The organism is Capnocytophaga catalasegens, from assembly GCF_026005215.1.
GTDB lineage: Bacteria > Bacteroidota > Bacteroidia > Flavobacteriales > Flavobacteriaceae > Capnocytophaga > Capnocytophaga catalasegens.
The window spans coordinates 46,372-59,436 of sequence record NZ_BPMA01000028.1; the positions used below are offsets into that span (position 1 = coordinate 46,372).

General features: G+C 35.9%; 9 protein-coding genes and 1 pseudogene. 7 read left to right on the forward strand and 3 right to left on the reverse strand.

Going from position 1 to position 13,065, the window contains the following annotated elements; genetic code table 11:
- Positions 1-31 precede the first annotated feature (31 nt).
- The 3 genes and pseudogenes from OO775_RS08875 to OO775_RS08885 form a co-directional block, all read right to left on the reverse strand.
- Positions 32-1,358, reverse strand: a pseudogene (locus OO775_RS08875) (TolC family protein).
- 227 nt (positions 1,359-1,585) lie between these two features.
- On the reverse strand, positions 1,586-1,912 hold the full coding sequence (locus OO775_RS08880) for a DMT family transporter (protein WP_264846730.1): 327 nt from the start codon (positions 1,910-1,912) through the stop codon (positions 1,586-1,588).
- 16 nt (positions 1,913-1,928) lie between these two features.
- Positions 1,929-2,534, reverse strand: coding sequence for a TetR/AcrR family transcriptional regulator (locus tag OO775_RS08885; RefSeq protein WP_264846731.1), 606 nt, complete (start codon positions 2,532-2,534; stop codon positions 1,929-1,931).
- 457 nt (positions 2,535-2,991) lie between these two features.
- Here OO775_RS08885 and OO775_RS08890 point away from each other — a divergent pair, with 457 nt between their 5' ends.
- The 7 genes from OO775_RS08890 (at position 2,992) to OO775_RS08920 (ending at position 13,053) form a co-directional block, all read left to right on the forward strand.
- Entirely contained in the window at positions 2,992-3,681 is a 690-nt protein-coding gene (locus tag OO775_RS08890; protein ID WP_264846732.1) for a succinate dehydrogenase cytochrome b subunit, read from the forward strand.
- A gap of 9 nt (positions 3,682-3,690) precedes the next feature.
- Complete coding sequence (locus OO775_RS08895; RefSeq protein ID WP_264846733.1) at positions 3,691-5,721, forward strand: fumarate reductase/succinate dehydrogenase flavoprotein subunit; 2,031 nt, start codon at positions 3,691-3,693, stop codon at positions 5,719-5,721.
- A gap of 64 nt (positions 5,722-5,785) precedes the next feature.
- Positions 5,786-6,052: a four helix bundle protein gene (locus OO775_RS08900; protein ID WP_264846734.1), complete on the forward strand. Its 267-nt coding sequence runs from the start codon at positions 5,786-5,788 to the stop codon at positions 6,050-6,052.
- 246 nt (positions 6,053-6,298) lie between these two features.
- A complete protein-coding gene (locus OO775_RS08905; protein WP_264846735.1) occupies positions 6,299-7,042 on the forward strand; it encodes a succinate dehydrogenase/fumarate reductase iron-sulfur subunit in 744 nt (247 codons plus the stop codon).
- A 208-nt stretch (positions 7,043-7,250) separates the two neighbouring features.
- Positions 7,251-10,409, forward strand: coding sequence for a SusC/RagA family TonB-linked outer membrane protein (locus tag OO775_RS08910; protein ID WP_264846736.1), 3,159 nt, complete (start codon positions 7,251-7,253; stop codon positions 10,407-10,409).
- Between the two features lie 17 nt (positions 10,410-10,426).
- Positions 10,427-11,977: a SusD/RagB family nutrient-binding outer membrane lipoprotein gene (locus tag OO775_RS08915; protein WP_264846737.1), complete on the forward strand. Its 1,551-nt coding sequence runs from the start codon at positions 10,427-10,429 to the stop codon at positions 11,975-11,977.
- Positions 11,978-12,006: 29 nt separating this feature from the next.
- Positions 12,007-13,053 carry a glycoside hydrolase family 18 protein gene (locus OO775_RS08920; RefSeq protein ID WP_264846738.1) on the forward strand — a complete coding sequence of 349 codons (1,047 nt, stop codon included), beginning with the start codon at positions 12,007-12,009 and terminating at the stop codon, positions 13,051-13,053.
- The last annotated feature ends 12 nt before the right edge of the window (positions 13,054-13,065 follow it).

The window sequence follows — 13,065 nt, forward strand, 5'->3', positions numbered from 1 at the left end:
TTTTCTAAATTTTTATATTGATTTTTTTAATCTATTTTCCTAAATTTTTTAATTCTCCTTTTGCTTTAAGAAGCTCTATTTCAGCTAATTTATGTTCTAACAGAGCATTGGTATAGCTATTTTTAGCATCGGATAGTGAGCGTTCCGAATCGAGCAAATCGGTCAGTGATGCCAATCCTTGCTGATAGTTATTTTGAGTGTTGAGCAAAACCTCTTCGGCTAATTTGACATTTTCTTTCTGTGATTCGATTGTCAAAAGGCTGTTAGTTATCTGATTTCGAGCATTTTCATAAGCCAAATCCATTGCCAAACGCACATCTTTCAGCTCAGCTTCCAAACTTTTGAGGTCTACCTGTGCTTGTCTGACTTTAGCTTTTGTTCCAAAACCTTTGAATATTGGAATGTTCAAACTCAACCCAACTGACGAAAAATCAGACCAATACACATTATCTTTTTCAGAAAAAAAACAATGGATTTTTAGGTCCCATTCCAAGCCAACCGTAATTCCCTACCAATGCCAACGACGGATAATAAGCTGCTTTTTGTACTTTTGTATTGATTTCAAGCAAGTCTTTTTGTTTTTCAAGAGCTTGAATTTCAATACGATGCGAAGTGTCTTTATTTGAAAAAGATACGTCATAATTCACCTCAAAACCTTCTTTCGGAAGTGAAATAGACTGCTCAATAGGCATTCCTATCATAAATTTGAGTGCATTTTCTGCCAGTTGTAATCCATTGATAGCCTGTTGTTTAGCCGATTTTAAGTTATTCATCGCTACCGTTGTTCTATCCAAATCGATTTTTTTAGCTAATCCATTGTCATACAACCCTTTAACTACTTCAACTGTTTTTTCTGTCAAAGCCAAATTACTTTCGATATTACTCAGAATTTCTCGGGTTTGATATACTTGATAATATGCCGAAGCTACTTTTTCAATTATTTGATTTTCAGTAAGTTCTTGATTTAATTGATAAAACTCACGAGTCGTCCGAGCGGCTTTAAGCCCCATAAAAACCGACTGATTAAAAAGCACTTGCGTAAGTTGTGCATTTACCTGCGAATTCCATTTTTGTCCCATTTCGAATTTCACAATGCCAGGAGCTCCAAAATTGCTTCCGTCTACATACGTAGCCTGTAATTTAGGATTATACATCAAAGCCCCTGTCGCTGAGACATTTGGCAACGCATTGGCACGAACTTCTTGAATTTGGTAATTACTCTTTTCAACTGCCAAACGTGCTTTTTCTGCATCGGATTTATGTTCCAAAGCATAGCTAATAGCCTGTTTTAGAGATAATTCTTGTGCTTGAGACAGCATTCCCATCAGCACAAAAACACTGAATATTATTTTTTTCATTTACTATTTTATTATTAAAAAATGATATTTTATTTTGTTTTTATAAAACTATAGATTACTAAATTTCTGATATAAAATCTTTTGATTGAAATTTTCAGATAAATGTCTTTCCATATTTCATCAATATTACTTTTTGAAAAAGTTTCTTTTCCTATTTTTGCCAATCATTTGGCATAACTTTTCGTATATATATTTCTTTCTCAATTTAAAATACAATTTATTAAAAATCAGCTTGATACATATTTTAAACCGATAACTGAACTTATTAAAGTTACAATAAAAAATATTCTCCAAAACGTAGCTGGCTCTTTGAATACTAAAATTCCTATCAAAACTGTTCCAACTGCTCCAATACCCGTCCATACAGCATAGGCAGTTCCCAGAGGAAGTGTTTGAGTAGCTTTCATTAGCAAACACATACTAATTAGAGTACATATTCCAAAACCTACATACCATAAATACATGTCATTCCCGGTTGATTCTTTGGCTTTTCCTAAGCAAAATGTAAAAGCCATTTCAAAAATCCCTGCAATAATCAAAATAATCCAATTCATTTTAAAAATCAAATGTCTAAATATTTTTTTCTTTCAGAATCCGTTCCAACTCACAAAGTCCTTTTTCATTTACTAAAATTCGGATAAAACTCTCTATTAAATTCCCAAGAGTTTCTCTAAATGAATATTCTGTTTCTGGGAAAATATTGGGATCTTCACGCATTTTACTCATTATTCCAAAGAAAAAGGATTTAGCAAAACTCACATTGATATTTTCTCGAAAAAACCCTTGTTCTTGTCCTTTCTTAACTAATATTTCTACTCGTTGCCCATCAATTTCTCTGAATTGATTTTCCAATTTGTCATATATCTTTCCGTAGTATTTTTTAAGTTCCCAGATAGGACGATTGCTTGTGATTTTATATTGTTCAAAAAAATTTTCTTTGGAAGCAAACCAGTTTTCAATCACATTTCCCTTGCCTTCAACGAAAGAACAATCCTCTTTGGCATTCGTCAAAAAGTGTGTTACACAGGCATCTACCAAATCCGTTTTTGAAGGATAATGCTCATAAAGTGTACGTTTGGAAATCCCGACTTTACTTGCCAAATCGTCCATTGTAAAAGTTTTAAACCCATACAATATAAAATCTTCTGCGGCTTGTTTTATGATTTGCTCTTTCATAATTCATATCTTTAATTCGGGTGCAAAGATACACAGAAAACTTTTAAAAACAAAAAAGTTTTCGTTTTTTTTATTTTATAATTAAAAAAATAAATATATGATAATCAAATATTTAAAAATAACAAAACAGAAAACTAAATAAACTTAAATATTTTCATCTAATTTTTAATGTAAATTTTTAGTCGTTTTTCAAATTCTATTCTTCCATAAAATAATATCCAGAAGGAATAATTCATGATTTATAAAATTATTTCTATCTACAAAACTCATTTTTAACACTTTAACGATAGAGTATCTGCTTGTTTTTCTGATAAATATCATATTTTGATTTTCCTTTTTTATACTAAATATAAATTAGATTGAAAAACCTTTTTTCATCAATAGAAATTTGGTAAAAACGTATAATATGTAGTACCTTTGTTTCGCAATTTTAAATTTTATAAAATAATATATTTACATGGCAAAATTATTTAAAACATCAATTGCTCGAAAAGTCGCTATGGCACTTTCAGGAATCTTTTTGGTCATCTTCTTAGTTATTCACTTTGCAGTGAATCTGACCTCGGTGTTTAGCGAAAATTTATTCAATGAGCTATCCCACTTTATGGGAACCAATCCACTTATTCAGTTTGCAATGCAACCTATTTTGCTTTTGGGAGTTATTTTCCACTTCGTAATGGGGTTCGTTTTAGAAATCCAAAATCGAAAAGCACGTGGAGCAAATGCTTACGTACAATACAATGGCGGAGCTAACTCTACTTGGATGTCACGTAATATGATTTACAGCGGTGGAGTCGTACTAATGTTCCTAATTCTTCATTTGAAACATTTTTGGATTCACGAAATGAACGTAAAATATGTACAAGGTGATATGACAGGATTAGGAATAGATGGAGGTTTTCGCTATTATGCAGACCTTATAGCTACACTAAGTAATCCTATTACTGTAGCTGTATATGTGCTTAGCTTTATTTTCTTATGCTTGCACTTGCTTCACGGATTCAAATCATCAATGCAATCGGTTGGAATTCTCACAATCCGGCAAAAAACATTGGTTTCTATCGGAAAATGGTATTCCTATATCATTTGTGGAGGCTTTATTTTTATAGCCTTATTTCATTTTTTTAGTAATTTCTCACATTCATAATTTATAAATATGAAGAAAATAGATTCAAAAATACCAGAAGGTCCAATAGCGGACAAATGGACGAAGTATAAAGATAAAATCAATTTGGTAAACCCTGCCAATAAGCGTAATATTGATATTATCGTTGTAGGGACAGGGCTTGCGGGAGGTTCGGCAGCAGCTACATTGGCTGAGTTGGGCTATAATGTAAAGGCATTTGCTTACCAAGATTCGCCACGTCGAGCTCACTCAATTGCAGCACAAGGTGGTATCAACGCCGCTAAAAACTACCAAGGAGACGGAGATTCAAGCTATCGACTTTTTTATGATACAATAAAAGGTGGGGATTTCCGTGCCAGAGAGGCAAACGTATATCGCTTGGCGGAAGTTTCAGGAAATATCATCGACCAATGTGTGGCTCAGGGAGTGCCGTTGGCTCGTGATTATGGCGGGCTTTTGGACAATCGTTCGTTTGGTGGTACGCAGGTTTCTCGTACTTTCTATGCAAAAGGACAAACAGGGCAACAGCTTCTTTTAGGAGCATATTCTGCAATGAACCGACAAATTGCTCGTGGAAAAATTGATATGTTCAACCGCCACGAAATGCTTGATGTGGTTATCGTTGGAGGAAAAGCTCGTGGAATTATCGCTCGTGATTTGATTACAGGACAAATCGAACGTCATTCGGCTCACGCTGTGGTAATTGCAACGGGAGGTTACGGAAATGTGTATTTCCTTTCGACCAATGCGATGGGCTGTAACGGAACTGCGGCTTGGAAAACTCACAAACGTGGAGCATTTTTTGCAAATCCTTGCTTTACGCAAATTCACCCAACTTGTATTCCGCGTTCGGGCGATTATCAATCAAAATTGACTTTGATGTCCGAGTCGCTTCGTAATGACGGACGCATTTGGGTTCCTAAAAAAATGGACGATGTGTATGCTATCCGCGAAGGACGTAAAAAACCAACCGAAATCGCCGAAGAAGACCGCGATTATTACTTGGAAAGACGTTATCCTGCTTACGGAAACTTGGCTCCGCGTGATATTGCCTCACGTGCCGCCAAGGAGCGTTGCGATGCTGGTTTCGGAGTAAATGCTACGGGTGAAGCCGTATATTTGGACTTCTCATCAGCTATTGAGCGTTACGGAAAAGAGCAGTGTAAAATCCACGGAATTGAAAATCCTTCCAAAGAAGAAATTATCAAACGAGGAGAGAAAATCGTTGAGGCAAAATACGGAAACCTTTTCCAAATGTATGAAAAAATCGTAGATGAAAATCCGTATAAAACTCCGATGATGATTTATCCAGCAACGCACTATACAATGGGTGGCGTATGGGTAGATTATAATTTAATGACCACAATACCAGGGTGTTATTGTATTGGAGAAGCAAATTTCTCTGACCACGGAGCAAACCGATTGGGAGCATCGGCATTGATGCAAGGTTTGGCTGACGGATATTTCGTATTGCCTTATACCATAGGTGATTACTTGGCAGCTGACATCCGTACAGGAAAAATCTCTACGGATTTGCCTGAGTTCGAAGAAGCTGAGCGAGTGGTGAAAGAGCGTTTGGAATTTTTCATCAATAATAAAGGTACGCATTCGGTAGATTATTACCACCGCAAACTTGGAAAAGTAATGTGGGACAAAGTAGGTATGGCTCGAAATGCACAAGGATTGAAAGAGGCTATTGAGGAAATTCGTGAAATTCGTGAAGATTTCTGGAAAAATGTAAAAGTTCCAGGGGGAATGTACGAAATGAACAATGAGCTTGAAAAAGCAGGTCGTGTAGCCGATTTCTTAGAACTTGGTGAGCTATTCGCCAAAGATGCGTTGGAGCGTAATGAATCGTGCGGAGGACACTTCCGTGAAGAGTATCAAACTCCTGATGGTGAGGCACTTCGTGATGATGAGAACTATGCACACGTATCGATTTGGGAATATACGGGAAATCCGAATGAGATTAAATGTACCTACAACCCAAGCGAAGAAATAATGCATAAAGAACAATTAGAATTTAAAGATATAAAATTAGCACAGAGAAGTTATAAGTAGGCAATAGGGAGTTAGGCAATAGGCAATAGAATTTAGGGAATAGATAATAACAAAAATAATAGCAATGAGCAAAATTTCATCATACAAAGAGTTGATTGTTTGGCAAAAGGCAATTATTTTAGTTAAGCAAATATACGGCATAACTCGTTTGTTCCCAGAGGAAGAAAAATTTGGATTAACAAATCAAATTCGCCGGAGTGCAGTTTCCATTCCGTCAAATATAGCGGAAGGTTATGGGCGAGGTTCTTCCAAAAGTTATTTGCAATTTTTGTCTGTTGCACGAGGTTCATTGTTTGAATTGGAAAGCCAACTCTATATCGCCAGAGAATAGCAATTTATCTCAAACGAAAATAGTCAATTGATTGAAAATTTGATTTCGGAAATAGGTAAAATGCTTAATTCTTTAATTATAAAACTCAGAAAATAAAAATGTAAAATGGGTTAGTTATTAGTATCGGTCTATTATCTAACCCTTACATACTCCGCAATGCGGACTTTGTCTTAAAAAAAAAGTAAAATCGCAAAAAGGATAAGGAAGGTGCTATTGCTTAATCCCTATTGCCTAAAAAAAATAAGTATGAATTTGACATTGAAGATATGGAGACAAAAGGATGGAAAATCCCAAGGTCGTATGGTAGAATATAAAGTAACTGATATTTCCGAGCATATGTCATTCTTGGAAATGTTGGATGTACTTAATGAAGATTTGGTAGCCAAAGGTGAAGAGCCTGTGGCTTTTGACCACGATTGTCGCGAGGGAATCTGTGGAATGTGTTCGCTTTTCATCAATGGAGAAGCTCACGGGCCTGACCGTGGAATTACTACGTGTCAGTTGCATATGCGTATGTTCAACGACGGTGATACAATCACTATCGAGCCGTGGAGAGCAACCGCTTTCCCTGTGATTAAGGATTTGATTGTAGATAGAACTGCCTTTGAGCGTATCCAACAAGCGGGCGGATATATTTCGGTAAATACTTCGGGGAATACGCAAGATGCTAATGCTATCCCGATTCCGAAACTGGATGCCGACCTTTCGATGGATGCTGCTTCGTGTATCGGGTGTGGAGCGTGTGTAGCTACTTGTAAAAATTCCTCAGCGATGTTATTTGTTGCAGCAAAAGTATCTCAGTTTGCACTGCTTCCGCAAGGGCGTATTGAGGCTGCTGACCGTGTGATGAATATGGTTCATCAGATGGATTTGGAAGGTTTTGGAAATTGTACCAACACGGGAGCTTGTGAGGTAGAATGTCCGAAAGGAATTTCGTTGGAAAATATAGCACGTATGAATCGTGAGTATTTGAAAGCAAGTTGTAGATAATAATTTTCTTTTTTCATTTATAAATTTTTTGAAGACTTCAAGGAAATTCTTGAAGTCTTTTATTTTTACAACACTCTCTCATAAAAACTAACTTAAATTAGGTAAAAATTACTTTTTTATTACTTTTTCTTTTGTCAAAAGAAAATATTTTCGTAATTTTGTCCTACATTTATAAATTATAATTTATCATTAACTAATTAATTATTTTATGGGAGATTTGTTAATAAAAATCAAACAAGAAGGCGTGAGATGGCTCTTACTTTGCACTCTTTTGTATGGATTGGGAACATCTTCAGTTTATGCAACTGATGATTTTTCTTTAAAAACAAGTATTTTTCAACAACAAAGCAAAAAAATAGCGGGACAAGTAACCGATGCTTCTGGTGTGCCTTTGCCAGGTGTCAATATCTTAGTAAAGGGAACGAATATTGGGGTTACTACCGATTTTGATGGAAAATTTGAAATCAATGTTCCAAATGACAAAAATGAAATTGTATTTTCGTTCATTGGTTTCAAAGAGCAAACACTACAAGTAACACAATCTCGTTCCAATGTAAAAATTATTTTACAAGAAGAAACTCAACAACTTGAACAAGTTGTAGTTACTGCTCTGGGTATCAAACGTCAAGAAAAAGCACTAAGTTACAATGTACAACAGGTAAATAGCGAGGAGCTTACCAAGGTTAAAGATGCAAACTTTGTAAATAGCCTTAGTGGTAAAGTAGCTGGAGTTACTATTCAGAGAAGCTCATCGGGAATTGGTGGAGCAACCAAAGTAGTAATGCGGGGAGCCAAATCCATTGAAAAATCGAACAATGCATTGTATGTTATTGATGGAGTTCCTTTATTTTCTACAACAATGACACAAGGAAGCGGAAGATTTCAATCAACAGGTTCTACAGAAGGTATAGCCGATATTAACCCAGAAGATATTGAAAGTATGACCGTACTTACAGGAGCTTCTGCGGCAGCTCTTTATGGTTCGGCAGCAGCCAATGGAGCAATTCTTATCACTACTAAAAAAGGGAAAGAGGGAAAACTACAAGTTAATTTTTCTTCAAATACAGAAATTTCTACACCCCTTATCTTACCTAAATTTCAGAACACATACGGAAGTGATGGAACTATCACTTCGTGGGGAGCTAAACTTCCTGATAATGTAGAAAAGTACGACCCGAAAGATTTTTTCAAAACAGGATATACTTTCACAAATAATATTTCCTTATCAGGTGGAAATGAAAAAAATCAAACTTATTTTTCGGCAAGTAGCACACAAGCCGAAGGCATTGTTCCTAACAACCAATATAATCGTTATAATTTTACATTCAGAAATACAGCTCATTTGTTGAATGACAAATTGAAAATTGATGGTTCTGTAAATTATATCTTGCAAGATCATCGAAATATGATAAATCAGGGAGAGTATATGAACCCATTGGTAGGAGCTTATTTACTTCCTCGTGGTGAGAGTCTTGCAAGTACTCGTACTTTTGAACGATATAATCCTGCACGAAAAATCTACGAGCAAGAGTGGCGTTATGGTACAGGAGATTATACACTTCAAAATCCGTATTGGGTTGCTTATCGTAATTTGCGTGATGTCAAAAGAGAGCGTAATATGATTGCATTGGGCGTTTCTTACGATTTGAGAAAATGGTCAGAAACCGAAAAATGGGACATCGCAGGGCGTGTACGCACAGATAATTCTCACATCAAATCAACCGACAAACGCTATGCTACTACGGCTGCTACATTAGATGTTAGCAAAAATGGTTATTTTGGATTATTGCAAGGAACTGAGAGACAAACTTATACTGATATTTTAACAAACTTCTCAAAACGCTTTAATTTAGGAGAACAAAATATTGTAATTACGGCCAACTTAGGAGCTTCGCTACAAGATACTCGTTACGATGATTCTCAATACACAGGCCCTATTCGTGAGAATGGTATACCTAATGTATTCAATACGTTTAATATTGACCAAGGAGCTCAAAAAACAAAAGCAGGACAAGCAGGTTGGATAGAACAAACACAATCTGTTTTTGGTAGTTTTGAAGCTGGTTATAATGGATACTTATACTTAACTTTAACAGGTCGTAATGATTGGGCTTCGCAATTAGCAAACTCTCCCAATTCATCGTTCTTCTATCCGTCTGTGGGACTTTCTGCTGTAGTAACGGATATGCTTTCATCTGATACAAAAGTTAAAATTAACCCAATTTTGTCTTTTATGAAAGTTCGATTAGCGTTTAGTTCTGTAGGGTCTCCTTTTGATAGAGGATTGACTACACCTACTTATAGTTTTGATCAAGATACCAAAACTTGGAAAACAGTTTCTCACTTCCCTATTGGTTCTTTATATCCTGAACGTACCAACTCATACGAAGCAGGAATTGCTTCCAAATGGCTAAAAGGAAAATTAACATTAGATGTTACTTTCTATCAAACAAATACCAAAAATCAAACTATCAGTTCCGAGATTTCTCCTTCAACAGGATATGATAAAATTTATCTGCAAACGGGAGATGTTCGTAACCGAGGTATCGAATTAGGATTGGGATATGATTTTCAAATGACCAAAGATTTTAATTGGAACAGCCATTTTACAATGGGTTACAACAAAAACGAAATAATGTCGTTGGTTGAAGATTACGTAAACCCTGTAACGGGAGAACAAGAAGGTAAGGAATCGCTGGTAAAAAATTCATTTGGATCCTTACGATATGTCCTTAAAAAAGGAGGTTCTCTGGGTGATGTATATACTAATGCCGATTTCACTCGTGATTCTGATGGAAATATTTATGTTGATGCAAATGGAAATATAACTAAAAGTGATTTCTCTAATGGGCATTTCGAGAAATTGGGCAGTGTACTTCCTGATTTTACATTAGGCTGGCGTAATGATTTTACTTACAAGAATTTTAGTTTTGGAGCAATGCTTTCTGGACGTATCGGCGGAATTGCCGTTTCTATGACTGAAGCTGCCTTAGACCACTACGGAGTTTCTAAAAATTCGGGATTAGCGCGTGATGCAGGAGGTGTTTTGATAGGAGGTCTACGGGTAAATCCTAAAAATTATTTTGAGGTGCGAGGTAAAAATCAATTGGCTCAATATTATACTTATTCAGCTACAAATTTCCGCTTGCAAGAAGCATATATTTCTTACAAATTACCTAAAAAAATATTGAATGACCAAATGGGACTTACACTTTCGGTAGTTGGACGCAACTTAGTTATGATTTATAACAAAGCTCCTTTCGACCCAGAGTCCGTTTCATCGACAGGAAACTATGTACAAGGATTAGACTACTTTATGATTCCTAGTCAGCGTAGTTTTGGATTGGGTGTTAAAGCTGATTTTTAATTTTATAATTTGAAAAAATGAAAAAGACTATAATAGTAATGGTTGCCACTCTTATTTTGGGAAGTTGCACCAAGAATTTTGAGAGTTTGAATAGAGACCAGTATGGCATAACTGGTAAAGAATTAGATAGAATTCCACAGGGAGGTAACCAATTGATTGACTTGCAAAAATTGGTACTTCCTGAACAAGAAAACTCATATCAGATGTGTTTTGATATGTATGCAACGGTTTATTCAGGATATGCAACCACCAAATTTACAGGAGATTACCAAACATATAATCCGCGTAGTGGTTGGGTAAACTATCCTTTTGATGATACATATCCAAAAATCTATAAAGCATACAACGAATTGAAAAAGATTTCCAAAGGAGATTATGACAAGCCTTATTTTGCTTTGGGAAGTATTTATCGAGTGGCTATTACACATTGGTTAACAGATACTTATGGACCACTTCCTTATTCAAAAATGAAAGAGGGACAATCGCAAGTTCCTTACGATTCTCAAAAGGATTTGTACTTGGGCTTTTGTGATGAATTGGTAAAATCCATTGAAGGTTTGAAAAAAGTAGATGTTACCGATAGAGAATATGCCCCGTTTGATAATGTTTATAAGGGAGATATGCAAAAATGGATAAAATATGCTAATTCTCTTCTTTTAAGAATTGCTATCAGAATGTCAAAAGCTGCTCCAGCAGAGGCTCAAAGATATGCCGAATTGGCAGTAGCACAGGGAGTAATTGTAGCCAATGCTGATAATGCACAACTACAAACGATAGACAATCCTACTTTCAAAGTAAGTGCCTCTTGGGGAGACTCTCGTGTGGGTGCTGATATTACCGAATATATGAATGCGTTTTCTGACCCACGCCGAGCCAAATATTTCACAGAAGTTTCTACCCGAACTGCTGGTAAAAAGTTCTTCGGATGTCGCTTAGGAGCTCCTAATATTGGCTTTGTAATAGCTAATTATTCATTGCCTAATTTGCAAAAAAATTCGCCTATCGTATGGATGTCTGCTGCTGAGGTTGCTTTCCTTAAAGCCGAAGGAGCTTTGAATGGTTGGGCAATGGGAAGTTCTGCGGAGGATTTGTACAAAGAAGGAATAAAATTGTCTTTTGAGCAATGGGGAGCTGGCGATGCTACCACTTATTTGACAAATTCCAATCAGCGGGGAGCTTTCGTAGATGAGCTAAAAGCAGAGTATAATGCCACATCTTTTTCATCTCCAATTACAGTAAATTGGGCAGATGCCAATGGAGATAAAGAAAAACAATTGGCTCGAATTATTACTCAAAAATGGATTGCTATGTTCCCTTATGGTTCTCACGAAGGCTGGGCTGAATGGCGAAGAACAGGATATCCGAACTTACTTCCTTCTGTTGAAAATAAAAGTGGGGGACTTATCAAATCAATCACTCAAAATGGCGGAAAAGATACAGGCGGAATGCGTAGATTGCCTTTCTCAACCAAAGAATATGAAGGAAGCAATCTGAAAAATATTCAAGAAGCTGTCAGTCTGTTAGGAGGAGCTGACAATGGAGCCACTGACCTTTGGTGGGCTAAATAGTTTATTCACAAACAAAAATACATTTACCGATGAAAAATATAATATGTATCTTAGCTTTACTTGTCGTAGCGTGTAATAAAATCGAACCGATTGAAATTGTTGCACCTGAAAGAGATATTGATACTCAGACACTAAAACAATACAAATCGCAATTGCAAAACAGACTTATCACGATGGGAATGTTTTACAATTGGGGGCAAGAAAGTGGTGCTTTTCTGAAAAGTACGCCAGATAGTTTAGATGTAATTGTTCTGAAAAACAATTATTTGCAAATGAATGATATTTTAAAAAATGATTTAAAATTTGTTCAAGAGAAAAAAGCAACCAAAGTTCTTGTAGGAATTGAATTGGAAACCTTTTATCAGGAATATGAGGCTGAAAAAGAACAAAAAATAACTACAAGCAAAGCCGAAAAAGAGCAAGAATGGAAGGTTACCAACGAACGCCTTTCTGCTGATGAGAAAAAAGAAATATTGCAACAAATTGAACAAACTATTACAAATAATTTGATTAAAGAAGCAAAAGAAAAACTAATGCAACAAGCCACTACCGTTGTTCAATTTGCAAAAAATAACGGATTTGATGGCGTTAGTATCGAATTTCCACAAAATTTGAATGAAGTATATTCTGCTGAAAATCTTGATAATTTTTTAGCCGAAATTACAAAAGAGGCGGGCAAAGGAAAAAATCTTCTTTTAGTGATTGAAAATCCATACGGAGAAAGAGGAGAAACAACAGACGTTAAACCCATTGATTCAGCAAATTGGATTGTATATCGCCAAAAAGGAAAAGCGTTATTCAAAAATTTTGATGAGCAGGCTCAAAAATGGGCTTCTTTCCGATATTTACCTTCGGTTGACTTCGGCGAAGAAGATTTGGCAGAAGGCTTTGCAGACACCAAAATCTTTGCTCCTAGTGGAAGACTTCCTCGAACCATCGATGTAATTAACTGGAACGCTACTAATAAGGGAGGAGTAGCATATTACCACATCGAGAAAAATTATCACGATATTGTAGGAAATGTTTCCTTTAAAACCTTGCGAAATGCAATCGGTAAAATACAATTAACGAAATAAATTTTAAACTGA

What these genes read in the sequence shown, in the direction of transcription:
- OO775_RS08915 (WP_264846737.1), top strand. Translation starts at nt 10,427, where the DNA reads ATGAAAAAGACTATAATAGTAATGGTTGCCACTCTTATTTTGGGAAGT.
- OO775_RS08900 (WP_264846734.1), top strand. Translation starts at nt 5,786, where the DNA reads ATGAGCAAAATTTCATCATACAAAGAGTTGATTGTTTGGCAAAAGGCA.
- OO775_RS08890 (WP_264846732.1), top strand. Translation starts at nt 2,992, where the DNA reads ATGGCAAAATTATTTAAAACATCAATTGCTCGAAAAGTCGCTATGGCA.
- OO775_RS08895 (WP_264846733.1), top strand. Translation starts at nt 3,691, where the DNA reads ATGAAGAAAATAGATTCAAAAATACCAGAAGGTCCAATAGCGGACAAA.
- OO775_RS08880 (WP_264846730.1), bottom strand. Translation starts at nt 1,912, where the DNA reads ATGAATTGGATTATTTTGATTATTGCAGGGATTTTTGAAATGGCTTTT.
- OO775_RS08920 (WP_264846738.1), top strand. Translation starts at nt 12,007, where the DNA reads ATGAAAAATATAATATGTATCTTAGCTTTACTTGTCGTAGCGTGTAAT.
- OO775_RS08910 (WP_264846736.1), top strand. Translation starts at nt 7,251, where the DNA reads ATGGGAGATTTGTTAATAAAAATCAAACAAGAAGGCGTGAGATGGCTC.
- OO775_RS08885 (WP_264846731.1), bottom strand. Translation starts at nt 2,534, where the DNA reads ATGAAAGAGCAAATCATAAAACAAGCCGCAGAAGATTTTATATTGTAT.
- OO775_RS08905 (WP_264846735.1), top strand. Translation starts at nt 6,299, where the DNA reads ATGAATTTGACATTGAAGATATGGAGACAAAAGGATGGAAAATCCCAA.